The following is a 22013-nucleotide window of genomic DNA, read 5'->3' as shown; positions in this document are numbered from 1 at the left end:
CTCGTGATCGACGTCAAGGACCTTACCGAGAACCCCGACAAGTACCGTGCGAGCCAGCGGGCCCGCGGGGCGGACGAAGCGCTCGTGGACTCGATCATCGCCGCCGACGCGCGCCGTCGTGGTTCGCTGACCGAGTACGAGACGCTGCGCGCGCAGCAGAACCAGTTCGGCAAGAAGGTCGCGGCTGCCAAGGGCGAGGAGAAGCAGGCACTGCTCGCCGAGGTCAAGGACCTCGCGCAGAAGGTCAAGGCCGCCCAGTCCTCCGCGGACGAGGCGCAGGCCGAGATGGACGAGCTCATGCGCGTGGTGCCCAACCTCATCATCGACGGCATACCGGCCGGCGGCGAGGACGACTACGCCGTGGTCAAGACCGTGGGCACGCCCCGCGACTTCGCCGCCGAGGGCTTTGAACCCCGGGACCACCTCGAGATCGGGGAGCTCCTCGGGGCGATCGACATGGAGCGGGGCGCCAAGGTCTCCGGCTCACGGTTCTACTTCCTCAAGGGCGTCGGGGCGCGGCTCGAGATCGCGCTGCTCTCGATGGCCATGGACCAGGCCGTCGCGAATGGCTTCATCCCGATGATCACGCCCACCCTCGTGCGTCCGGAGACGATGCAGGGTACGGGCTTCGATGTCGCGCACGACGCCGAGATCTACCGTCTTGCCGAGGACGACCTCTACCTCGTGGGCACCTCCGAGGTGGCTCTGGCGGGCTACCACGCCGACGAGATCCTCGACCTCTCCGCCGGGCCCACCCGCTACGCCGGCTGGTCCTCCTGCTACCGCCGGGAGGCCGGCTCGCACGGTAAGGACACGCGCGGGATCATCCGGGTGCACCAGTTCAACAAGGTCGAGATGTTCGTCTACTGCAGCCCCGAGGACGCCGAGGCCGAGCACGCCCGCCTGCTCGCGTGGGAAGAGGAGATGCTCGCCAAGGTCGAGCTGCCGTACCGGGTGATCGACACCGCGGCTGGGGACCTTGGCATGAGCGCGGCCCGCAAGTTCGACTGCGAGGCCTGGGTGCCGACCCAGGGCCGCTACCGCGAGCTCACGTCCACCTCCAACTGCACGGGCTTCCAGGCGCGCCGCCTCAACATCCGTGAGCGCGTGCTCGACGCCGAGGGCTCGTCGAAGGGGACGCGCGCCGTCGCGACCCTCAACGGGACCCTCGCCACGACGCGCTGGATCGTGGCCATCCTCGAGCACCACCAGAACCCCGACGGCTCGGTGAATGTCCCTGCCGCGCTCCGCCCCTACCTCGGCGGCCTCGAGGTTCTCCCCGTCCTGTAGCTCACCAACGGGCGGTTTACCACAGGTTTTGGACATGACCACACGCCACGGCGCGGGGTCGTGTCCAGAACCTGAGGTGACTTCGGTTATCCACAGGTGTGCCGGTGCCGGTGGCGCCAGCATCGTGGGTCCGGTTGGGTGGTCCCACGAGATTTCCCAGCGTGCAGTTCGAGACGTCGACAGCCCAGCACCGGACGGGGCGCAGCTCGCAAGACGCCCAGCCGCGCCTACGCGGCTGGGCGTCTTGTGCGGCTACGGCGGGGCGTATACCTGCCGACGGATGAATGGCTCTCCGGGACCGCAGCTGACCGCTACGCCATCACGACGGCGTCACTCGCCGCAGCGGGACCGTCGCCAGTGCTGTGCCGGGAGACCGCGCTGATGGCATGGGGTGTGGAGTTTGCCCGGACGCCGACGCACGTCCGCTACCGGACGACAAGCCGGGCACGAAGCGGGTCGACCCAGCCGGCCGGGATCTACGGCAACGAATCAGTGGCGCTCAAGGCCTGGACCGCGTCCCAACGGGGGCAGATGCTGCCGCGGGGCTACCCCGAGGCGAAGCATTGGTGGGAGCCCGTACCCGCCAACCGTCTCACGGTGCCCCATCTCGGGCTCTCGCTGGCCATGGAGCCCTTCGACGCGGCGTTCGCGGACACCATCCACCGCCTGCCCTTCACGGAGGCCGTGGTCGTCGTGGACGCGCTGCTCGCCGGGCGCGATGGGCTCAAGGTGCGGCGCACGGCCGGGCAGCTACGCGCCCTCCAGGCTTCGCTGCCCACGGCGAGCGCGCGCACACGGACCGCGGGTGTGCTCGACTTCGCCGATGCCGGTTCGGAGTCTGTGGGTGAGTCGTTCAGCCGCGCGCTCATGTGGGAGCTCGGGTTCGAGATGCCGCAGCTTCAGGTATCGATCACGCGGGACGGGCGGTGGATCGCCCGGGTGGACTTCTGCTGGCCGAGGCTCAAGCTCGTGGGCGAGTTCGACGGACTCCAGAAGTACCTCCGCTCCATGGAACTCTCGGGGAAGTCCGCGGCCGAGGCGGTGGTCGCGGAGAAGCTGCGCGAGGACGAGATCCGGGCGGCGGGGTATGGCGTGGTGCGCTGGATCTGGGACGATCCAGAACCTGTGGTGTCCTGACCGGCAGGCGGCGGGAGACCCCGCAACCCACCGGACCCGTAGGTGAACACTCACACTGTGGGCGAGGGTGTGGATATTCACCTGCGCCTGTGACTGTTCACCCCGTGTTCACGGCCTCCAGACCGGAACCACAGGGACGCTCAGGCGGAGGGTGGTTCACTAGTAACCATGACAACAGCACTGAACGCTGGCATCGATGACCAGCTCATCACCATGAACCGCAAGCTCATCGGCCTCGACGTGGACGGCACGCTCGTGGACCACTACGGCCACATGTCACCGGCCATCAGGGAGGCGGGCGCCGCCGTCGTGGGTGCGGGCCACGAGGTCGTCGTCGCGACCGGCCGCTCCCTCGGTGCCACCCTCCCGGTGGTGGAGCTCCTCGGGGTCGACCAGGGCTACGCCGTGTGCAGCAACGGCGGGGTCGTGGTCCAGATCCACGCTGGCGCGAACGGCGGCTACACCGTCATCGACCGCCGTTCCTTCGACCCGGCCCCCGCGCTCAGGGCCCTGCGGCACCGCCTGCCCAACGCGAAGTACGCCCTCGAGGACATCGAGGGCAACTTCCTCTCGACCGAGCGCTTCCAGGACGCGAGCTTCGGCGTCGAGGCCCGAGGCGTCTCCTTCGGCGAGCTGCTCGAGGCCGAGGCGGTGCGTCTCGTCGTCTTCTCCACCGATTCCACGGCTGAGGAGTTCGGCGAGGCTGTCGAGTCCATCGGGCTCCACGGCGTGACCTATTCGGTGGGGTGGACGGCTTGGCTCGACATCGCCGCGCACGGGGTGACGAAGGCCAGTGGGCTCGAGCACGTCCGCAGCCTCCTCGGCATCGAGCGGGCCGACACCGTGTGCATCGGCGATGGCCGCAACGACATCGAGATGCTCCAGTGGGCCGGCCGCGGTGTCGCGATGGGCCAGGCGCCCGATGAGGTCAAGGCGGCCGCAGACGAGGTAGCCGCACCGGTGGAGGAGGACGGCGCTGCCGCGATCCTCCGCTCGCTCCTCTAGCGCCTCACGCACGACGGGGGCGGGTCGCCATGTGCGGGATCCCATGCAGTCGGGCGGGTACCGCCCCGTCAGGGAGCCGCGTCGAGTAGCCCCAGGAGCCGCGCTGCCGCGGGCCGCGCGGCCCATTCCTCGGGCCAGTGCGCGCGGGCGATCGCCTTCGAGACCGCCTGCGTCGTGATGCCGAGTGCCTCGGCGACGGCCTTCTGCTGCCCCCGCACCCCGGGGGTCAGGAGGTCCAGGACCCGCCACTCGGCGGCGGTTCGCTTCACGATCGCGAGGCCGAGCAGCCGGAGCACCCCCTCGGCGTCGTGCGCGAGGGCCGCGTCGGGGCCCTCCACGGCAATCGCAGGGCCGTCACCGCCCGCCTGCGCACGCTCGACCGCGCGCCGCGAGTGCGCCAGCGCAGGGCCGCGGGCCTCGGCGATGCCGAGCGGCAGCGGCTCGGCGAGACGCCCGACGCCGATCCCCACGTTCCAGCGCACGTCGCCGCACGCGTCCGGCCTCAGTGCGGTGAGGGCGGCGTCCACCGCAGGACCGGGGGAGGTGAAGACGGCTTGGGCCTCGTCGCCCACGGTCCGGTCGAAGGGCACCTCGGGCCGCAGCCGGCCGAGGGCCCTGAGGAGTTCGGGAACGCGGTCCCCGAGGGCGCGGTCGCGCTGGTTGATCGTGACCGTGTACATGGCCAGAGCCTAGCGGCGGCGCACCGGAACGGCGAGAGGCGGCCACCGCGTTGCCGCTGGTGGCCGCCCCCGGGGGTCCGCACGCGGCGGGCCGGATGAGTCCAGGTTCCTAGTGGCCTTCGCCGAACCGCTTGATGGAGGCCTCGAGCTCGGCCTCGGCCGCGGCACGGTCTGCCCAGCCGGCCGGCTTGACCCACTTGCCCGGCTCGAGGTCCTTGTACCGGGAGAAGAAGTGCTCGATCTCCTTGATGAGGAACTCGTCGAGGTCGGAGGCCTCCTGGATGTGGTCGAACCGCTTGTCGGCGGGGACGCACACGAGCTTGGCGTCGCCGCCGGACTCGTCCTCCATGTTGAAGATCGCGATCGGGCGCGCCTCGAGGACGATGCCGGGGAACAGGTCCACGTCCGGGTACCACACGAGCGCGTCGAGCGGGTCGCCGTCCTCGCCGAGGGTGTTGTCGAAGAACCCGTAGTGGGTCGGGTACTGCATCGAGGTGAAGAGGACGCGGTCGAGGCGGACGCGGCCCGTCTCGTGGTCCACCTCGTACTTCACGCGCGAGCCGCGCGGGATCTCGATCGTCACGTCGTGCTTCATGGTGCTCCTTGCCTGGCCCGGAGGGGCCGGATGGCGGTCGGTTGGCGGCCGCCCGGCCCAATCGTGGGGCGGGCCGCGGCGGCGACTACCATGAAGGATATCTGCCCCCGGGGTCCTCGTTCCCCGCGCCGACGCCATACCACCCGAGGACGGAGCGTTCCATGACTGCCCAGCGCGGCCCTCGCACGCTGCTCGGAGGCGTGTGGGTGCTGGCCGCCGCGGCGGTCGCGGTCGCGGTGCTCGTGGCGGTCGGCATGCTCTCCACCGGCGCCGCCACGGACCTGCGCGGCGCTCTCTTCCCCCGCCCCACTCCCACGGCGACGACCCCCGCCTGGCTCGCGCCGCCGTCGTCCGGCGCGCCGGCGCCGTCGGGCGCGACGCCCGTCTCCACCGCCGCGCCGGTGCCCGACCAGGCGACCGTCGCCAAGGAGCTCGACGCACGGCTCGTCCCGGGCTCCGGAACGATCACGGGCTCCGTCCTGGACGGGATGACGGGCCAGCCGCTGTACTCGCGCTCGGGCGCGCAGCCGAGCATTCCCGCGTCGAACCTCAAGCTCCTCACGGCGTCCGCCGTGCTCACGACGCTCGGTCCCGACGCGAGGCTCACCACCAAGGTGGTGCGCGGTGCGGACCCGGGGACGCTCGTGCTCGTGGGCGGCGGGGACGCGATGCTCGGCGCGGGCGCGTCGCAGCCCGGCTCCACGATGGGCCGGGCCGGGATGGCGACGCTCGCTGCGGAGACGGCGGCGGCGCTGACCGGGACGCACGACGCCGGCGCCTCGCCGTTCGCCGCGTCCTCGCCGTCCGCCGCCTCCTCGCCGTCCGCCGGGGGTGGGGCGTCGAGGCCGGCCTCCCTGCCCGCCGCCATCACGGTGAAGCTCGACGACACCCTGTTCACTGGCCCCGCCCTCAACCCGGCGTGGGCCCCCGAGGATATCGACGCCGGCGAGATGGCCCCCGTCTACGCGCTCGCCCTCTACGCGGGGCGGACCGGGCCGGGCGCAGGAGGGCCGCGGCCTAAGGACTCCGCCATGGACGCGGCGGCGGCGTTCCGCGCCGAGCTCGCCAAGGACCTCTCTGCCGCCGGCGTGACCGTCGCAGACAACATCACGCGGGAAGCTGCGCCGGCGGGCGCGCCGGAGGTCGCCTCGGTGCAGAGCGCCACGGTCGCGGAGCAGGTCGGCTACGCCCTGCGGGAGTCGGACAACTACGCCGCTGAGGTGCTGGGCCGCCTCGCCTCGCACGCCGGGGGCGGCCCTGGGAGCAACGACGGCGCGGTCGCCGCGCTCAAGGACGCCGCCACGCGGATCCTCGGCAGCGCGGCCGGATTCGAGCTCTCGGACGCGTGCGGGCTGGCGATCGCGGACCGCGCAGCCCCCGAGGCGCTCGCGGGCCTCGTCCGCGCGATGGCCTCCGGACCGGACGCCAGGCTCCGTGCCGCCCTCGACGGCCTTCCCGTGGCTGGCCTCGACGGGACCCTCGCCACGCGCTTCAGCGGGCCGACGACGGGGGGAGGGGCCGGCGTCGTGCGGGCCAAGACGGGGACGCTCAATACGGTCGCCTCCTTGAGCGGGTACCTGGTCGACGCCGATGGGCGGCTCCTCGTGTTCTCCTTCGTGGCGAACGGGCTCGACCCCGCCGCTCGGCAGCAGGCGGTCTCGGCGATCGATGCCGGCGTCGCGGCGCTGGCCGGATGCGGCTGCCGGGGCTGACCCATCGCGCAGGCGCCTGATCGCCCGGCGCGAACGGGGGGCATCGGGCCGCCCCGGGGCACAGCGGATTGTCGGTGCGGTGTGGTCGAATGGTCCCATGGATGCCTCGCAGATGGCCGGTCGACTGATCAACTGGGAGCTTGCCGCCTCGACCGCGGCCCGCCTCGCCCCGCCCGGGCCCTCCCTGAGCGCAGGCGAGGCGGAGGAGGCGGTCGCGAGCCTGCGCCGCCAGGCAGACGCCTCGGTGGACCACGTCCACCGCATCACCGGGCTCTCGGCCGCCGAGGACCTCCGCGACTCGCAGCTGCTCATCGTGGACCGGGCCTCATGGGCGAAGGCCAACGCGCAGGGCTTCGAGGTCATGATGGGGCCGGTCTTATCCAAGCTCGTGGAGAAGAAGGCGAGCGAGCTGACTCCTGCCGCAGCCAGGGTGGGCGGAGCCATCACGGGGGCCCAGCTCGGCGCCATCCTCGCCTATCTCGCGAGCCGCGTGCTGGGACAGTACGAGCCCTTCGCGGCGATGGCCCCGGGATCCACGCTGCCCCCGGCGGGCCGGCTCCTGCTGGTGGCCCCGAACATCGTCCACGTGGAGCGTGAGCTGCACGTGGATCCCGAGGACTTCCGCCTCTGGGTCTGCCTCCACGAGCAGACCCACCGCGTCCAGTTCGCCGCCGCCCCCTGGCTGCGCGGGCACATGATCGAGCAGATCTCCCACCTCAGCGAGAGCCTTGTGGGCAACATGGACAGCCTCATGGAGCGTGCCACGGCCGCCGCCAAGTCGCTGCGCGACCGCACGGGCGGTGCCGCCGACCTCCCGAGCAAGGGCGCCATCCTCGACCTGCTCCAGGACCCCGAGGAGAAGGCCGCCATCTCCCACCTGACGGCCGTCATGAGCCTGCTGGAGGGGCACGCGAACGTGGTGATGGACGCGATTGACGCCTCCGTGGTGCCGAGCGTGAAGACCATCCGCCAGCGCTTCCAGGCCCGGAACGAGAACCGCGGCCCGCTCGAGATGTTCGTGCGCAGGCTCCTCGGCATCGAGGCGAAGATGCGCCAGTACACGGACGGGCAGAAGTTCGTGCGGCACGTCGTGGACGCCGTGGGCATGGAAGGGTTCAACCGCGTCTGGGAGTCGGCGGACCACCTGCCCTCCGAGGAGGAGATCCACGACCCGGCGGCGTGGATTGCCCGGATGGGGCTGTGAGCCCGGAAGGTCCCTCCACGGGCCAGGGGCCAGCTTTCGATCCGGCCCGCGACTCCGCCTCTCCGGCCCGCCGCCGCCTCCACCCAGCCGTGGGAAATGCGCGCAACGCCGTGCGCGCGGCACTCGAGGAGGCGGGCTGGCCGGCGCGGGTGCTCGTGGCTTGCTCGGGCGGACCGGACTCGCTCGCCTTGGCCGCTGCCGTCGCGCACTACGCGCGGCGTGGTGCGGTCCGCGGGAAAGGCGGCGGGAGCCACCCGCTCGAGGCGGGCGCCGTCGTCGTCGACCACCAGCTCCAGGAGGGCTCCGGCGAGGTGGCGCGCGCGACGGCGCACGTGCTGGCGGGGCTGGGCCTCTCGCCGGTGCGGGTCGTCACCGTAGAGGTGCAGCAGGCAGGGGAGGGCCCGGAGGCCGCGGCGCGGATCGCCCGCCACGAGGCACTCGCGGCCGAGGCTGAAGCCAGCGGCGCGGGCGCCGTGCTGCTGGGCCACACGCTCGACGACCAGGCGGAGCAGGTCCTGCTCGGGATCGCGCGCGGGTCGGGTCCGCGCGCCCTGGGCGCAATGCGCCGGGTCCGCGGCCTGCTCCTACGCCCCTTCCTCGGGCTCCGGCGCGCGGACACCCTCGACGTGTGCGTGGCCGAGGGCCTCGACCCCTGGTTCGACCCGACCAACGAGGATCCCCGCTTCATGCGCTCCCGCGTGCGCAGCGCAATCATGCCGTTCCTCGAGGCCGAGCTCGGCCCAGGTGTCGCCGAGGGGCTCGCCCGGACGGCCGCGCTGCTCGGGGCGGACGCCGACTGGCTCGACGAGGAGGCACGCCGCACCTACGCCGGGCTCGCCGAGTTCGGGTCCAGCGACACGGAGGTGACCCCGGGTGGCGGCGAGGTGACCCTCCCCATCGACGCACTCCGCGCCCTCCCGCCCGCGCTGCGGGGCCGGGTCCTCGCGCTCGCCGTCACCGATCTCGGCGGCCAGACCACGTTCGAGCGCCTCGGCGCGGTCGAGCGCCTCCTCGAGCGGCGGGGGTCGGCCGGACCGGTCGAGGTGCCGGGCCACGTGAGCGCCTACCGAGCCGCCCAAGGGAGGCTAGTCTTGGTATCGCACCGCTGACCCACAGGAGCCGCACGTGGAATCGACAGACGTCCAGTCAGACCTCAAGCACGTCCTCAAGACCAAGGACGAGATCCAGAAGCGCATCGGCGAGCTCGCCGCTGAGATCGACCGCGACTACGAGGGCCGGGACCTGCTGATCGTCGGCGTCCTCAAGGGCGCCGTCATGGTCATGGCGGATCTGGCGCGGGCACTCCACTCCCACGTGACGATGGACTGGATGGCCGTCTCGTCCTACGGCTCCGGCACGCAGTCCTCCGGCGTGGTGCGCATCCTGAAGGACCTCGACACGGACCTCATGGGCAAGCATGTCCTCATCGTCGAGGACATCATCGACTCGGGCCTGACCCTCTCGTGGCTCAAGACGAACCTCGAGTCGCGCGGCACCGCCTCCGTCGAGATCTGCACGGCGTTCCGCAAGCCGGACGCCGCCAAGGTGAAGATCGACGTCAAGTACGTCGGCTTCGACATTCCCAACGAGTTCGTGGTGGGCTACGGCCTCGACTACGCCGAGAAGTACCGCAACCTCGACTTCGTCGGCACGCTCGCGCCGCACGTCTACGAGTAGGCATTCCGGCACCGGCGCGCGCTGCGGCAGAGGCACGACGGCGCGCGGCCGGGTTCGCCCTCAGCGCACGGCTCACGCCGATTGGTGGCCCGGGGGAACTTTTGCGACCACCCGTGCGTGAACGCTTCCGAACAGTGTCATGCTGGTGGGCACGGCGCATGGGCGCACGGCCGGGCGTGAGCGCAGCAGTGCATGAGGAGAAGGGACGGGGCTCAGCCCCGAGTTCATGAAAGTCAAGAGCTTCGTCAAGGGTCCGGGCATCTGGATCATCGTCGTGATCGTCCTGCTCCTGCTGGCCTTCGGGACCCTCGCGCCGGGCGGCAGCACCCGCGTCGACACCTCGGTCGGCCTGTCCCTCCTCAAGGACGGAAAGGTCGAGCAGGCCAAGATCTTCAACGGCGACGAGCGCGTGGACATGGTCCTCAAGGACGACTACGTGGTGGACGGCCAGGACAAGGGCAAGAACGTCCAGTTCTACTTCATCACCCAGCGCGGCGACGACGTCATCAACGCGATCAACAACGCGAACCTTCCGCAGGGCTTCTCCGATCAGCCGGTGGAGAACAACTGGTTCAGCTCCATGCTGTCCCTCCTCATCCCCGTGGTGCTGCTGGGAGCCCTGTTCTGGTTCCTGCTCTCGCGGATGCAGGGCGGCGGCAGCCAGGTCATGAAGTTCGGCAAGTCCCGGGCCAAGATGATCACCAAGGACATGCCGCAGGTGACCTTCGCGGATGTGGCCGGTGCTGACGAGGCGGTCGAGGAGCTCCACGAGATCAAGGAGTTCCTCCAGGAGCCGGGGAAGTTCCAGGCGGTCGGGGCCAAGATCCCCAAGGGCGTGCTGCTGTACGGCCCTCCGGGGACGGGCAAGACCCTCTTGGCCCGCGCGGTGGCCGGCGAGGCCGGGGTTCCGTTCTTCTCGATCTCCGGCTCGGACTTCGTGGAGATGTTCGTGGGCGTCGGCGCGTCCCGCGTCCGCGACCTGTTCGAGCAGGCCAAGGCCAACGCCCCGGCGATCGTGTTCGTCGACGAGATCGACGCCGTGGGGCGCCACCGCGGGGCCGGCATCGGCGGCGGCAACGACGAGCGCGAGCAGACGCTCAACCAGCTCCTCGTCGAGATGGACGGCTTCGACCCGAAGACCAACGTCATCCTCATCGCGGCGACGAACCGTCCGGACGTGCTCGACCCGGCCCTCCTGCGGCCGGGCCGGTTCGACCGGCAGATCCCCGTCGAGGCCCCGGACCTCCAGGGCCGCGAGCAGATCCTCTCCGTCCACGCCAAGGGCAAGCCCATGGCCTCCAACGTGGACCTCAAGGCTGTGGCAAAGAAGACGCCGGGCTACACCGGCGCGGACCTCGCGAACGTGCTGAACGAGGCAGCGCTCCTCACCGCCCGCTCGAACGCCCAGCTCATCGACGACCGTGCGCTCGATGAGGCCATCGACCGCGTCATGGCCGGCCCGCAGAAGCGTTCGCGGGTCATGAAGGACCTCGAGCGGAAGATCACCGCCTACCACGAGGGCGGCCACGCGCTCGTGGCGGCGGCCCTGCGGAACTCCGCCCCCGTCACCAAGATCACCATCCTGCCGCGCGGCCGCGCCCTCGGCTACACGATGGTGGTCCCGGAGGAGGACAAGTACTCGATCACCCGCAACGAACTCCTCGACCAGCTCGCCTACGCCATGGGCGGCCGCGTCGCCGAGGAGATCGTGTTCCACGATCCGTCCACCGGCGCGTCGAACGACATCGAGAAGGCCACGGGCACCGCGCGCAAGATGGTCACGCAGTACGGCATGAGCGAGCGAGTCGGCGCCGTCAAGCTCGGCCAGGGCGGCGGCGAGCCCTTCCTGGGGCGGGACGCGGCGCATGAGCGCAACTACTCCGACCAAGTCGCCTACGTCGTGGACGAGGAGGTGCGCCGCCTCATGGACCAGGCCCATGACGAGGCGTACGCCATCCTCACGGAGAACCGCGACATCCTCGACCGTCTGGCCCTCGAGCTGCTCGAGCACGAGACGCTGAACCAGAAGGAGATCGCGGAGATCTTCAAGGATGTCCGCAAGCGCGACTTCCGGGAGATCTGGCTCTCCAAGGAGACGCGCCCCGTCCAGAACATACCGCCCGTGGAGACGGAGGCCGAGCGCAAGGAGCGCGAGGCCCGCGAGGAGGCCACGGCCGCCCGTCGCGAGGAGCCGCTCGACGTTGCCCATGCCCACCATCCGCACGGCGAGCAGGAGTACGCCAAGGACCCCCGCGACGGCGCCTGACGGCCCGTGACCGACCAGTCAGCCACGCACCGCTAGGATCATTGACGTGACCCACTTCGACGACGACGACGTGTCCGAGCTGCCCGACGCGGCTGAGGGCATGGACCTGCCCCGGATCGAGGCGGCAGTCCGGGAGATCCTCCTCGCGGTGGGCGAGGACCCGGACCGCAGCGGGCTCAAGGACACCCCCAAGCGGGTCGCGAAGGCCTACGCGGAGGTGTTCGCGGGCCTGCACCAGAACCCTGAGGAAGTCCTGGGCGTCACGTTCGACATGGACCACGAGGAACTCGTGCTCGTGAAGGACATCCCGTTCTACTCGACGTGCGAGCACCACCTCGTGCCGTTCCACGGTGTGGCGCACGTGGGCTACATCCCCTCGCACGACGGCCGGGTGACCGGGCTCAGCAAGCTCGCCCGCCTCGTCGACATCTACGCGCGCCGGCCGCAGGTGCAGGAGCGCCTGACCAGCCAGGTGGCGGACGCAATGGTCCGGCACCTCAAGCCGCGCGGTGTCATCGTGGTGGTGAGCTGCGAGCACATGTGCATGTCGATGCGCGGCGTGCGCAAGCCCGGCGCGCACACCGTCACGAGCGCAGTCCGCGGCCAGCTCCACGACCCGGCGACCCGCGCCGAAGCCATGAGCCTCATTCTCGGAAGGTGACCACGACGATGGACTCTCTCGCAGCTGCGCCCGGCACCGGGCCCAACACGTCCCCTCTGCCCGTGCTCCGCAAGCCCCGCCCGAGGGCGACGTTCGAGGGCCTGCCCCGCGACCGCGCCGTCGTGATGGGGATCCTCAACGTCACGCCGGACTCGTTCAGCGACGGCGGGGAGCACGTCACGGCCGACAGTGCGATCGCCGCGGGCCTGCGGATGTTCTACGGCGGGGCGGACATCATCGATGTGGGAGGCGAGTCCACGCGCCCGGGCGCCGACGAGGTGCCCGAGGACCTCGAGCAGGAGCGGATCCTGCCGGTCGTGGAGGCCCTCGCGAAGGCCGGCGCCCTCGTCTCGGTGGACACCCGGCGTGCGAGCACCGCGGAGAAGGCGCTCGACGCGGGCGCGACGATCATCAACGACGTCTCCGGGCTCGCCGTCACGGACGAGATGGTCAAGCTCGTCGCGGCCCGGGACGCCTACTACGTCGTCATGCACAACCGCGGCGACTCGAAGGAGATGGACAGCCTCGCCTCGTACGGGGACGTGGTCGAGGACGTCATCGCCGAGACCCTCCAGATCCGCGACCGCCTGCGCGCGGCCGGGGTGTCCGATGCGAAGATCATCCTCGATCCAGGACTCGGGTTCGCCAAGAACGGCGAGCAGAACTGGGAGCTCGTGAAGAACGTGGGGCGCTTCACCGCCCTCGGGCACCCTGTCCTCGTTGCGGCGTCCCGCAAGCGCTTCCTCGGCGAGCTGCTCACCAGCGCCGGCAAGGCGGCACCGCCGCAGGCCCGCGACGCCGCGACCGCGGCGATCACCGTCCTCGCGGCGGCGGCCGGAGCGTGGGGCGTGCGCGTGCACGACGTCGCGTCGAACCTCGACGCCGTCAAGGTCACCGCCCGGGCAAAGGCCTAGGACGCCGTGGGCAGCCGCCCTGACCTCATCACCCTGACAGGGGTCACCGCCATGGGGCACCACGGCGTGCTCGCGGCCGAGCGCCGCGATGGCCAGCCCTTCGTCGTGGACGCGGTGATGCACGCGGACTTCGGTGCGGCCGCGTCGTCGGACAGCATCGCCGCGACGGCGAGCTACGCCGAGGTGGCCGAGCGGATCGTCGACGTGGTCGAGGGCGAGCCGGTGGACCTCATCGAGACCCTCGCAGTGCGCCTGGCCGAGACGGTTCTGGCCGAGTTCCCGGTCGAGGCCGTGGAGGTCACCGTCCACAAGCCCCAGGCACCGATCTCCGTGCCCTTCGCGGATGTCTCCGTGACCGTCTTCAGGGAGCAGCGGCGTGCAGACTGAGCACCACGGCTGGACCAGGGCCGTCCTGGCCCTCGGCAGCAACTTGGGCGCGCGGGCGGAGACGCTCGCGGAGGCCGTTGCGGACCTCGTGGACCGGCCCGAGGTGCGCCTTGTGGACGTCTCCCCGGTTGTCCAGACGAAGCCGGTGGGCGGCCCCGAGGGGCAGCCGGACTTCCTGAACATGGTGCTGATCGTGGAGACGACGCTCGGCCCGCACGAACTCCTCGAGCACTGCCACGCGGTCGAGGCCAAGCACCACCGCACCCGCGAGGTGCGCTGGGGCCCCCGCACGCTCGACGTCGACATCATCACGTACGGCGACCTCACGCTCGACGACCCTGACCTGACCATCCCCCACCCGAGGGCCGCGGAACGCGCGTTCGTCCTGTACCCCTGGCTCATGATCGATCCGCTCGCGGTCCTCGAGGGCCATCCCATCGTGGGCCTGCTCGCGGACTGCGAGGACGCAGAGGGCATCGAGGGCTACGACCTCATGACGGACGGGGGTAGCCCGAAGTGAGCCCGCTCAAGCCGTGGGTGCTCGTGCTCGTCGCGTTCGTGGTGGGCCTGATCGGCGTGGCCGCGAACTCCCTCGCCCTCCGGGCCTCCGCGGCAACCCCTGTCCTGCCCATCAGCGCGCTCGGCTCCATGGCCGTGATCGCCGTCGTCACCTTGGTCCTCGGGATCAGGGTGCTCCGGTGGCGCACCGGCCACCGCACCCGCATGCTCGACCCGATCTTCGCTGCCCGGACCCTCGTCCTCGCGCATGCCTGCGCGTACGCCGGCGCAGTCCTGCTGGGCTGGCACGGCGGGGTGATCGCGGACCAGGTGCCCTTCCTGGCAAGCCGCGCGGGCACGCCGCTCGTCGAGACGGCGCTGCTCATGATCGTGGGCGGGATTGTCATGGTGGCCATCGGCTTCATCGTCGAACGGTTCTGCCGCATCCCGCCCGAGGACGGCGAGGAGGAGGAAGGACACGCGGACGGCGGCCGCGCGCCGGATGCCGAGGGCGGCCTTGCCTAGCCCTGCCCTCCACGCGATCGACCCCGTCGGGGTCCGGTGGCGCCGGCTGGCTCCCCGGTACGTGCGCCTGCGCCTCGTCAGGGAGGGCATCTCGACGCTGGCCTGGACGGCGCTCGCCCTCATCCCCTGGGGCGCCGCAGCCGTCCGGATGGTCGCCCTCCCGGGCTGGCTCACGCTCGGACTTCCGGTGGCCGTGTTCGCGTGGGGGCTCGCCCAGCTCGCGCTCACGCCGCGGCGGGTGCGGGCCATGGGCTACGCGGAGCGCGAGGATGACCTCCTGATCCGCCGCGGCCTGCTCATGCGCCGTGTCAGCGTGGTGCCGTATGGACGGATGCAGTACGTCGACGTGTCCGTCGGACCGCTCGAGGGCGCGCTCGGCCTCGCCACCGTCAAGCTCCACACGGCCGCCGCCGCCACGAGGGCGGAGATCCCTGGCCTCCCCGAGACCGAGGCGGCACGCCTGCGCGATCAGCTCAGCGCCCGCGGCGAGGCCCGCCTGGCGGGGCTGTGAGCCTCCCCTCGGCTCCGGCCCGCACCCCCGGTACCGCGGACGACGGCGGGTGGCGGCGGGTGCATCCCCTCTCGCCCTGGGTGCGCGGCTGGATCCTGCTGCTCGCCCTCGCTGTCAGCTTGGGTCGGGACTGGCTTCAGTCCGTCGTGACGGGGGAGCCGATGCACGGGTGGTGGAATGCGGTCCCGGTCGCCATGCTCGCGTGGGTGGGAGCCGGCGTGATCCTGCTCGTGGGCGGCGGGTTCGTGCTGTCGTGGCTGACCACGCGCTACCGGGTCGACGGCTCGACCGTGCGGGTGAGGACCGGCATCGTGTTCCGCCAGCACCGCCAGGCGAGGCTGGACCGGATCCAGGCGGTGGACGTGGTCCAGCCCTTCCTCGCGCGCCTCTTCGGCCTGGCGGAGCTGCGCTTCGAGGTGGCCGACGCGAGCGGGAACGCCCTGCGGCTCTCCTTCCTTCCCCTGGCCGAGGCGCAGCAGCTCCGGGCCTCGGTGCTCGCCGCAGCGTCCGCGGCGCGGGCCGCGTCACCGGTCCCAGCTCACGTTCCCGACCCTTCCCTGGCACCCGGCGACGGTCTCCACCCGGCGGAGGTCCCGCCGTCGTCCGCGGCAGTGCGCGAGACGCTCGCGGTGCGCGTGCCGGTGGCGAGGATCCTCGCCTCGACGGCGCTCACGCCGTTCCTCATCGTGGCAGGGCTGGTGTCCGCCGGGGGCATCGTGCTCGAGGCGGCCCTCGGGGTGAGGGCACTGGGTGCGGCGTTCATCCCCGCCCTGCTGGGGGCCGCGGTGACGGTGTGGCACCGCATCAGCTCGTTCTGGGACTTCCGCGTGCTGTCCAGCGGCGACGGGCTCCGGCTTACGCGTGGGTTGCTCGAGACCCGCAGCCAGACCGTGCCGGCCGGCCGGGTCCAGGCGATCCTCATCCGCCAGCCGCTCCTGTGGCGCCCGTTCGGCTGGTGGTCCGTCCACGTGAACGTGGCAGGCTACCGGCACACCTCGGAGCGCGAAGGGTCCAAGTCCACCGTCCTGCCGGCGGGGACGCCGGCGGAGGTCTTCGGGGTCCTCGGGCTCGTCCTGCCAGACCCCGGCCTCGAGCCGGGCACGGCCCGCGCGGTCTTCGAGGACGGGATGACAGGCGCAGGGGACTCGGGAGGATTCGTCCACTCGCCGCCTTCCGCGCGCTGGGTGGACCCGCTCGCCTGGCGGCGCACCGGGTTCCGCGCCACCGCCACCGCGCTCCTGTGCCGCACCGGCGTCTTCGCGCGGACCCTCGCGATCGTTCCCCACGAGCGGACCCAGTCGATCGCGCTGACCCAGGGGCCCCTCCAGCGGCGGCTGGGCCTGGCCGGCGTCGAGCTCCACTCGACTCCGGGTCCGGTCAGGCCCCTCGTCCCGCACCAGTCCGTCTCCGTCGCCGAGGTGCTGTTCGCCGAGCAGGCCGCACGCGCCGCCCACGCCCGCCGTCCCGGACGGCCTGCACCAGGAGGAAACGCATGAGCCTTCCGCCCTCTCCCCAGACGGGACCCTCCGCGGCATCGTCGCGACCCCCGCGGCCGGGACGGCTCGGCATCGGGATCATCGGCGCGGGCAAAGTGGGCGCCGTGCTCGGTGCCGCGCTGCGGGCTGCCGAGCACGCGGTGGTCGGCGTCTCCGCGGTCTCCGAGGCGAGCCGGGAGCGCGCCGAGCTGCTCCTGCCCGGGGTGCCTGTCCTCGAGATCCCCGAGATCGTGGAACGCGCCGAGCTCGTGCTCCTCGCCGTCCCCGACGACGCCCTCGGACCCCTCGTGGAGGGACTCGCGAAGCTCGGCGCGTGGCAGCCGGGCCAGCTCGTCGCGCACACCTCGGGACGGCACGGCGTCGGAATCCTCGCCCCCGTCCGCTCGGCCGGCGCGATTCCGCTCGCGATCCATCCCGCGATGACCTTCACGGGCATGAGCCTCGACCTCACGAGGCTCACCGACTGCTGCTTCGGCGTCACCGCCGATCCGGCCATGCTCCCCATCGCGCAGGCCCTCGTGGTGGAGATGGGCGCGGAGCCGGTAGTCATTGCGGAGGGCGACCGGGTGGCGTACCACGCGGCGCTCGCGCACGGCTCCAATCACCTCGTCACGCTCGCCTCGCAGGCGGCCGAGGTGCTTGGGCGCATCGGTGTCGCCGACCCCGCCGCCATGCTCGGCCCGCTGCTGCGCGCTTCGCTCGACAACGCCCTCGCCGCCGGGGAGTCCGCGCTCACCGGACCCGTGGCACGGGGCGATGTGGGGACCGTGGCCGCACACGTTGCCGCGCTCGCCGAGCTCGTGGCGGAGGCCGCCTCACCGGGCGGGGCCGGAAGCGGCTCCGCGGATATCCTTGAGGCCTACCGAGCCATGGCCCGGGCAACGGCGGTCCGCGCCGAGCGCCGCGGGCTGTTCGGCGAGGATGTACGGGCGCGCGTCGAGGCGGCGCTCGACCCCGATGACCCGACGTTCGGCGATCCCGCCGGAGAGGAATCCTGATGCCCATCACCGTTGCCCGCACCAGGGCGGAGCTGCAGGCCGCGATCACGCAGGCGCTGGCGGCCGCCGAGCTGCGGGCCAAGGTCGCACGGGAGCTGGCCGAGGACGCCCTTGAGGCCGCTCCCAGCGAGGACGTCACGGGCGTGTCCCTCGGACTCGTCCCCACCATGGGCGCCCTCCACGACGGGCACCGCCGGCTTGCCGAGGCCGCCGTGGCGGGGAACGACGTCGTTGTCGCGAGCATCTTCGTCAACCCGCTCCAGTTCGGGGATCCCGTGGACCTCGAGCGCTACCCGCGCACTCTCGAGGCGGACACCGCCCTGCTCGAGTCGGTCGGCGTGGACATCGCGTTCGCCCCGGAGCTCGAGGAGATGTACCCGGGCGGCGAGCCGCTCGTGCGCGTGACGGCGGGACCGCTCGCCTCGAAGTGGGAAGGGGCGTCCCGTCCCGGGCACTTCGACGGCGTGTGCACGGTGGTCGCGAAGCTCCTCCACCTCGCCCAGCCCGGGCCCGGCGGGGCGCCCACGGCGTTCCGCGCCTACTTCGGGCAGAAGGACGCGCAGCAGGTCGCCATCGTGCGCCGCATGGTCAAGGACCTCAATTTCCCCGTCGAGATCGTCCCCGTGCCGATCGTGCGCGCCGAGGACGGGCTGGCCCTCTCGAGCCGCAACCAGTTCCTCTCGGCGACGGAGCGTGACGCGGCCCTCGTCCTCTCTCGCGCGCTGCGGCTCATCGAGGAGCGCGCCTCGGCGCACGAGCCGCTCATGCCGGACGACGCCGTGGCCCTCATCGAGTCACAGCCGGGCGTCGCGCTGGACTACTTCGACGTCGTGGACACCGACACCCTCGAGCCGCTCGCGTTCAACTGCCGCGAGACCCCGTTCACCGGCGAGGCGCTTGCCATCGTCGCGGCCACGGTCGGCCCGGTCAGGCTCATCGACAACATGCCGCTCCGCGCCCGCTGACCACCCGGGCGCCGCGCTGGCCACCCGGGCGCCGCGCCGACCACCGGGCGCCACGGTCAGCGGTCGTCCGCGGTCAGCTCGAGAAGAACTCCGTGAGCCTCTCGATGAGGGCCTTGGCCGGCCGCGTGGGGGCGTCGTGGGCCAGCTTCGGGAGTACGTCGATGTCCGAGGCCGGCAGGACGCCGTCGAGCTTCCGCGCGGCCTCGCCGAAGTACTCGGGGCTCGCGCCGCCCACGAGGAACAGGGTCTCGAGCGGCAGCTCGTCGAAGCCCTTGGCCTCGGCGTCGGCGGCGAGGACGGCGCGGATCTCCGCCGGGCCCGTCGGCAGGAGCCGCGAGAGGACCTTTCCGACCGGCATGCGGCTGCCGATCCGGTTCAGCACGGTCAGCACGGGCAGCGGCAGCTTCGCGATCGGTCCCGCGGTCTGGAGGCCGCGCAGCAGCACGGCCAGGGCCTTCTCCTCGTCCTTCGCGGCGAGCGCCTCCTCGAACTCGGGCATCCACTCCGCCTTGATGCTGCCCTCGAAGGAGATGATCGGGTCGTACACGGCGATCTGCCCGATCTCGAGTTCGCGTCCCGCGTGCAGCACGATGCAGCCGCCGTAGTTGTGCCCGAACACGGCGTCGGCGCCGGTCTTCTCGAGCACGGCCGACAGGTCCGAGATCTCGGTCGCGAGCGAGTAGTCCGCCGGCTGCGGCGAGGACTCGCCCCTCCCGCGGCGGTTGTAGACGTGAACCGGCGCCCCGAGCGCCTCGGCGAGCCGGAGCGCGAAGTCCTTGTACAGCTCGGCGGTCACCATCGAGCCGTGCACGACGACGACGCCCCCGTGCGCGCGTGCCCCGCCGTCCGCCGTGCCCGGGGCTGCCTGTACGCCGGCCGGGGCGGTGAACAGTTCGAGGGTGGCGCCGTCGGGGGTCGTGATGGTCGAGGTGGTGAGCTGGGTAGCGGCCATGGACCGAGCCTAGCGGGTGCCCGGCCCTGCGCCCGGAGACCTCACAGGCGGCTGGCCTAGAATTGAATGCTGTGACCGCAGAGAACGCCGCAGGGGAGCGCCCCGCACCGAAGGGGCCCGCAGAGCCCGCCGACGCCAGCGAGCAGATGCACATCCGCCGCGACAAGCGCGAGAAGCTGCTGGCGAACGGTGAGCCCCCATATCCGGTGACCCTCCCGCGGACGCACTCCCTCGCCGAGGTGCGGGCCAAGTACCCTGACCTCGAGCCGGATACGGCGACGGGGGAGAAGGTCGGGGTCGTGGGCCGCGTCGTGTTCATCCGCAACACCGGCAAGCTCTGCTTCGCCACCCTCCAGGAAGGCGACGGCACGCGCCTGCAGGCCATGCTGAGCCTGGCCAACGTCGGCGAGCAGCGCCTGGCCGACTGGAAGGCCCTCGTGGACCTCGGCGACCACGTCTTCGTCTCGGGCGAGGTCATCTCCTCCCGGCGCGGTGAGCTCTCCGTCATGGTGGACGAGTGGCGGATGGCGTCCAAGGCCCTGCGCCCCATGCCGACCCTGCACGCGGACCTCAACGAGGAGACCCGGGTCCGCCAGCGCTATGTGGACCTCATGGTCCGCGAGGAGGCCCGCAGGATGGTCTACACGCGCTCCAGGATCACCAAGAGCGTCCGCGACACGCTTGACTCCCACGGCTACGTCGAGGTCGAGACGCCCATGCTCAATCTCGTCCACGGCGGTGCGACCGCACGCCCGTTCGAGACGCACCTCAACGCGTTCGACCAGCACATGACCCTGCGCATCGCCACCGAGCTGTACCTCAAGCGCGCCGTGGTGGGCGGGATCGAGCGGGTGTACGAGATCGGCCGTGTGTTCCGCAACGAGGGCGTCGATTCGACCCACAGCCCGGAGTTCACGACCCTCGAGTGCTACGAGGCGTACGCGGACCAGTTCACCATGGCGGACCGGATGAAGGAGATCATCCTCAACGTCGCGGACGTGGTGGGCACCCGGAAGATCGAGACCCCGGAGGGCACGATCGACCTCGACGGCGAGTGGAGGTGGCTCGGCGTGTATCCGGGGCTCTCCGAGGCGGTCGGCGAGGAGGTCACGCCCGACACACCGCTGGAGCGGCTGCTTGAGATCGGTGACGCCCACGGCGTCAAGACCGATCCCCTGTGGACCCAGGAGAAGGCCGTCATCGAGCTCTTCGGCGAGATCGTCGAGCCCACGCTCCTGAACCCGACCTTCGTCTACGACTACCCGCCCTCCGCCCAGCCGCTTGCCCGCCCGCACCGCGAGGACCCCCGGCTCATCGAGGCGTGGGACCTCATCATCGGCGGCATGGAGCGCGGCACGGCGTTCTCCGAGCTCATCGATCCGGTGATCCAGCGCGAGCGGCTCACCGAGCAGTCGCGTCTCGCCGCGGAGGGCGACGACGAGGCAATGGCCCTCGACGAGGACTTCCTCCGCGCCCTCGAATACGGTGCGCCGCCCATGGGCGGGATCGGCCTCGGCATCGACCGTCTGGTCATGCTGTTCACCCAAGCCGGTATTCGCGAAACAATCCTGTTCCCCCTCCTGAAGCCCGAGGCCAACTGATGGATTATGTGTTTGCCATCCTCCCTCCCCTCGTGGTGGGCCTGATTTTCTGGTTCGCCATGCGCGCGATCTTCAATGCCGACAAGTCCGAGCGGGAGGCCCTCGCGAAGGCTGAGCGCGATGCTCAGGACTCATCCGCGAATTGAAATGAGCGGGTCCTTTTGACTCACGCCTTTTAGGCCTCCATACTGTTATTGCTCAGTGGGTGGTGGGCCGTGGATTGGTCTGCCTTGGCCTGTATTTGCACGGTCCTTCGGCTGCTGATTGCTTGACCTCGCATTTGCTATGTCCCCAGCGATGAGAAGAGAGAGAGCCTCAGATGGCACAGAAAGTCCAGATCATCCTTGAGGACGACATCGACGGCGGCAAGGCGGACGAGACCGTCCGCTTCAGCCTCGACGGGTCGAACTACGAGATTGACCTATCCACCGCCAATGCCGGAAAGCTCCGTGATGCGCTCGCCGAGTTCATTGCTGCCGGCCGCAAGGCAGGCACGGGCCGTTCCGCGTCCGCGCCCCGGGCACGCGCAGCGTCTTCTGGGCGCAATTCGGATTCTGCGAAGATCCGGCAGTGGGCGCGTGACAATGGGTACAACGTGAATGCCCGCGGTCGCATCCAGCAGGAGGTCCAGGAAGCCTATCGCCGGGCCAATGGCTGATCCCGGCAATACCGTGTGACGCGTTTGCGCGCGGTCAAGGAAATCCCGGCGCCGCTGCGCCGGGATTTCCTGCGTCAGGGATGGGGAATCAGCGCCTTCGTTGTCGGAGCAGGGCGCACGACGGCGAGGCGAGGCGCCGCATTCGAGGCGAGCGGGCGGCGTCGTGCGCTTCATGCACCCCCCTTCGGCTGCGGGTGGCCCTCTCCCTGGGCGCCTGAGTTTGGTCATTTGCTTAGTGCCTGAGATTTCCCGGTGGTGAGGGCGTCGAGGATGGCCTGCCG

23 protein-coding genes are annotated in these 22013 nt (G+C 71.2%); 20 read left to right on the top strand and 3 right to left on the bottom strand.

All coding sequences use genetic code 11. The features are described from left to right. Positions 1 to 3: 3 nt before the first annotated feature. From serS to IE231_RS11410, 3 genes are all read left to right on the top strand, one after another. A complete protein-coding gene (serS, locus tag IE231_RS11420; RefSeq protein ID WP_189694101.1) occupies positions 4 to 1290 on the top strand; it encodes a serine--tRNA ligase in 1287 nt (428 codons plus the stop codon). 381 nt (positions 1291 to 1671) lie between these two features. Continuing rightward, the gene (locus tag IE231_RS11415) at positions 1672 to 2427 is read left to right on the top strand and encodes a putative endonuclease domain-containing protein (RefSeq protein ID WP_189694100.1); all 756 of its coding nucleotides are present in this window, start codon (positions 1672 to 1674) and stop codon (positions 2425 to 2427) included. Between the two features lie 168 nt (positions 2428 to 2595). Then, positions 2596 to 3432, top strand: coding sequence for an HAD family hydrolase (locus IE231_RS11410; protein ID WP_189694099.1), 837 nt, complete (start codon positions 2596 to 2598; stop codon positions 3430 to 3432). Between the two features lie 68 nt (positions 3433 to 3500). On the opposite strand, the gene IE231_RS11405 is transcribed toward IE231_RS11410, so the two are convergent. Both IE231_RS11405 and IE231_RS11400 read right to left on the bottom strand, forming a co-directional pair. Next, positions 3501 to 4112: a hypothetical protein gene (locus tag IE231_RS11405; protein WP_189694098.1), complete on the bottom strand. Its 612-nt coding sequence runs from the start codon at positions 4110 to 4112 to the stop codon at positions 3501 to 3503. Positions 4113 to 4221: 109 nt separating this feature from the next. Continuing rightward, on the bottom strand, positions 4222 to 4707 hold the full coding sequence (locus IE231_RS11400) for an inorganic diphosphatase (RefSeq protein ID WP_189694097.1): 486 nt from the start codon (positions 4705 to 4707) through the stop codon (positions 4222 to 4224). Positions 4708 to 4868: 161 nt separating this feature from the next. Between IE231_RS11400 and dacB the strand changes: the two genes are divergently transcribed. The 14 genes from dacB to panC all read left to right on the top strand — a co-directional run bounded on the left by dacB (position 4869) and on the right by panC (position 18521). Next, complete coding sequence (dacB, locus tag IE231_RS11395) at positions 4869 to 6419, top strand: D-alanyl-D-alanine carboxypeptidase/D-alanyl-D-alanine endopeptidase (RefSeq protein ID WP_189694096.1); 1551 nt, start codon at positions 4869 to 4871, stop codon at positions 6417 to 6419. Positions 6420 to 6516: 97 nt separating this feature from the next. After that, positions 6517 to 7623 (top strand): Rv3626c family coenzyme F420 biosynthesis-associated protein, encoded by a 1107-nt coding sequence (locus IE231_RS11390; RefSeq protein ID WP_189694095.1) that lies wholly within the window; start codon positions 6517 to 6519, stop codon positions 7621 to 7623. A gap of 89 nt (positions 7624 to 7712) precedes the next feature. Further along, positions 7713 to 8732, top strand: a complete 1020-nt coding sequence (gene tilS / locus IE231_RS11385) for a tRNA lysidine(34) synthetase TilS (RefSeq protein ID WP_229866743.1) — start codon at positions 7713 to 7715, stop codon at positions 8730 to 8732. A 16-nt stretch (positions 8733 to 8748) separates the two neighbouring features. After that, entirely contained in the window at positions 8749 to 9300 is a 552-nt protein-coding gene (hpt, locus tag IE231_RS11380) for a hypoxanthine phosphoribosyltransferase (RefSeq protein ID WP_189694094.1), read from the top strand. 226 nt (positions 9301 to 9526) lie between these two features. After that, a complete protein-coding gene (gene ftsH / locus IE231_RS11375) occupies positions 9527 to 11566 on the top strand; it encodes an ATP-dependent zinc metalloprotease FtsH (protein ID WP_189694093.1) in 2040 nt (679 codons plus the stop codon). A 46-nt stretch (positions 11567 to 11612) separates the two neighbouring features. After that, the gene (gene folE, locus IE231_RS11370; protein ID WP_374189443.1) at positions 11613 to 12227 is read left to right on the top strand and encodes a GTP cyclohydrolase I FolE; all 615 of its coding nucleotides are present in this window, start codon (positions 11613 to 11615) and stop codon (positions 12225 to 12227) included. Positions 12228 to 12235: 8 nt separating this feature from the next. Next, positions 12236 to 13141 (top strand): dihydropteroate synthase, encoded by a 906-nt coding sequence (gene folP, locus IE231_RS11365; RefSeq protein WP_189694195.1) that lies wholly within the window; start codon positions 12236 to 12238, stop codon positions 13139 to 13141. A 6-nt stretch (positions 13142 to 13147) separates the two neighbouring features. Next, complete coding sequence (gene folB, locus IE231_RS11360; protein ID WP_189694092.1) at positions 13148 to 13528, top strand: dihydroneopterin aldolase; 381 nt, start codon at positions 13148 to 13150, stop codon at positions 13526 to 13528. Then, positions 13518 to 14048, top strand: coding sequence for a 2-amino-4-hydroxy-6-hydroxymethyldihydropteridine diphosphokinase (folK, locus tag IE231_RS11355; protein WP_189694091.1), 531 nt, complete (start codon positions 13518 to 13520; stop codon positions 14046 to 14048). Before folB ends, folK begins: the two co-directional genes overlap by 11 nt. Beyond that, positions 14045 to 14551 (top strand): DUF3180 domain-containing protein, encoded by a 507-nt coding sequence (locus IE231_RS11350; protein ID WP_189694090.1) that lies wholly within the window; start codon positions 14045 to 14047, stop codon positions 14549 to 14551. The genes folK and IE231_RS11350 overlap by 4 nt, the downstream gene beginning before the upstream one ends. Continuing rightward, complete coding sequence (locus IE231_RS11345) at positions 14529 to 15062, top strand: PH domain-containing protein (protein ID WP_189694089.1); 534 nt, start codon at positions 14529 to 14531, stop codon at positions 15060 to 15062. Before IE231_RS11350 ends, IE231_RS11345 begins: the two co-directional genes overlap by 23 nt. Further along, entirely contained in the window at positions 15059 to 16558 is a 1500-nt protein-coding gene (locus tag IE231_RS11340) for a PH domain-containing protein (protein WP_189694088.1), read from the top strand. Before IE231_RS11345 ends, IE231_RS11340 begins: the two co-directional genes overlap by 4 nt. Continuing rightward, complete coding sequence (locus tag IE231_RS11335) at positions 16555 to 17556, top strand: Rossmann-like and DUF2520 domain-containing protein (protein WP_189694087.1); 1002 nt, start codon at positions 16555 to 16557, stop codon at positions 17554 to 17556. The genes IE231_RS11340 and IE231_RS11335 overlap by 4 nt, the downstream gene beginning before the upstream one ends. Beyond that, positions 17556 to 18521, top strand: a complete 966-nt coding sequence (panC, locus tag IE231_RS11330; RefSeq protein WP_189694086.1) for a pantoate--beta-alanine ligase — start codon at positions 17556 to 17558, stop codon at positions 18519 to 18521. The genes IE231_RS11335 and panC overlap by 1 nt, the downstream gene beginning before the upstream one ends. A gap of 73 nt (positions 18522 to 18594) precedes the next feature. On the opposite strand, the gene IE231_RS11325 is transcribed toward panC, so the two are convergent. Beyond that, positions 18595 to 19473, bottom strand: coding sequence for an alpha/beta hydrolase (locus tag IE231_RS11325; protein ID WP_189694085.1), 879 nt, complete (start codon positions 19471 to 19473; stop codon positions 18595 to 18597). Positions 19474 to 19619: 146 nt separating this feature from the next. On the opposite strand from IE231_RS11325, the gene lysS reads away from it, so the two are divergent. The 3 genes from lysS (at position 19620) to IE231_RS11310 (ending at position 21732) form a co-directional block, all read left to right on the top strand. Continuing rightward, positions 19620 to 21074 carry a lysine--tRNA ligase gene (lysS, locus tag IE231_RS11320; protein WP_236663382.1) on the top strand — a complete coding sequence of 485 codons (1455 nt, stop codon included), beginning with the start codon at positions 19620 to 19622 and terminating at the stop codon, positions 21072 to 21074. Then, positions 21074 to 21220 carry a hypothetical protein gene (locus IE231_RS11315; protein ID WP_189694083.1) on the top strand — a complete coding sequence of 49 codons (147 nt, stop codon included), beginning with the start codon at positions 21074 to 21076 and terminating at the stop codon, positions 21218 to 21220. The genes lysS and IE231_RS11315 overlap by 1 nt, the downstream gene beginning before the upstream one ends. A gap of 173 nt (positions 21221 to 21393) precedes the next feature. Next, the gene (locus IE231_RS11310) at positions 21394 to 21732 is read left to right on the top strand and encodes a histone-like nucleoid-structuring protein Lsr2 (protein ID WP_189694082.1); all 339 of its coding nucleotides are present in this window, start codon (positions 21394 to 21396) and stop codon (positions 21730 to 21732) included. Positions 21733 to 22013: the final 281 nt, after the last annotated feature.

Origin of the sequence: Sinomonas cellulolyticus (genome assembly GCF_014656475.1) — a bacterium.
Lineage (GTDB): Bacteria > Actinomycetota > Actinomycetes > Actinomycetales > Micrococcaceae > Sinomonas > Sinomonas cellulolyticus.
Note: the sequence above shows the minus strand (reverse complement) of the source record. Positions and strands in the feature narration are given on the sequence as shown.

What these genes read in the sequence shown, in the direction of transcription:
- IE231_RS11415 (WP_189694100.1), top strand. Translation starts at nt 1,672, where the DNA reads ATGGCATGGGGTGTGGAGTTTGCCCGGACGCCGACGCACGTCCGCTAC.
- IE231_RS11410 (WP_189694099.1), top strand. Translation starts at nt 2,596, where the DNA reads ATGACAACAGCACTGAACGCTGGCATCGATGACCAGCTCATCACCATG.
- IE231_RS11405 (WP_189694098.1), bottom strand. Translation starts at nt 4,112, where the DNA reads ATGTACACGGTCACGATCAACCAGCGCGACCGCGCCCTCGGGGACCGC.
- IE231_RS11400 (WP_189694097.1), bottom strand. Translation starts at nt 4,707, where the DNA reads ATGAAGCACGACGTGACGATCGAGATCCCGCGCGGCTCGCGCGTGAAG.
- dacB (WP_189694096.1), top strand. Translation starts at nt 4,869, where the DNA reads ATGACTGCCCAGCGCGGCCCTCGCACGCTGCTCGGAGGCGTGTGGGTG.
- IE231_RS11390 (WP_189694095.1), top strand. Translation starts at nt 6,517, where the DNA reads ATGGATGCCTCGCAGATGGCCGGTCGACTGATCAACTGGGAGCTTGCC.
- ftsH (WP_189694093.1), top strand. Translation starts at nt 9,527, where the DNA reads ATGAAAGTCAAGAGCTTCGTCAAGGGTCCGGGCATCTGGATCATCGTC.
- folP (WP_189694195.1), top strand. Translation starts at nt 12,236, where the DNA reads ATGGACTCTCTCGCAGCTGCGCCCGGCACCGGGCCCAACACGTCCCCT.
- IE231_RS11345 (WP_189694089.1), top strand. Translation starts at nt 14,529, where the DNA reads ATGCCGAGGGCGGCCTTGCCTAGCCCTGCCCTCCACGCGATCGACCCC.
- IE231_RS11335 (WP_189694087.1), top strand. Translation starts at nt 16,555, where the DNA reads ATGAGCCTTCCGCCCTCTCCCCAGACGGGACCCTCCGCGGCATCGTCG.
- panC (WP_189694086.1), top strand. Translation starts at nt 17,556, where the DNA reads ATGCCCATCACCGTTGCCCGCACCAGGGCGGAGCTGCAGGCCGCGATC.
- IE231_RS11325 (WP_189694085.1), bottom strand. Translation starts at nt 19,473, where the DNA reads ATGGCCGCTACCCAGCTCACCACCTCGACCATCACGACCCCCGACGGC.
- lysS (WP_236663382.1), top strand. Translation starts at nt 19,620, where the DNA reads ATGCACATCCGCCGCGACAAGCGCGAGAAGCTGCTGGCGAACGGTGAG.
- IE231_RS11315 (WP_189694083.1), top strand. Translation starts at nt 21,074, where the DNA reads ATGGATTATGTGTTTGCCATCCTCCCTCCCCTCGTGGTGGGCCTGATT.
- IE231_RS11310 (WP_189694082.1), top strand. Translation starts at nt 21,394, where the DNA reads ATGGCACAGAAAGTCCAGATCATCCTTGAGGACGACATCGACGGCGGC.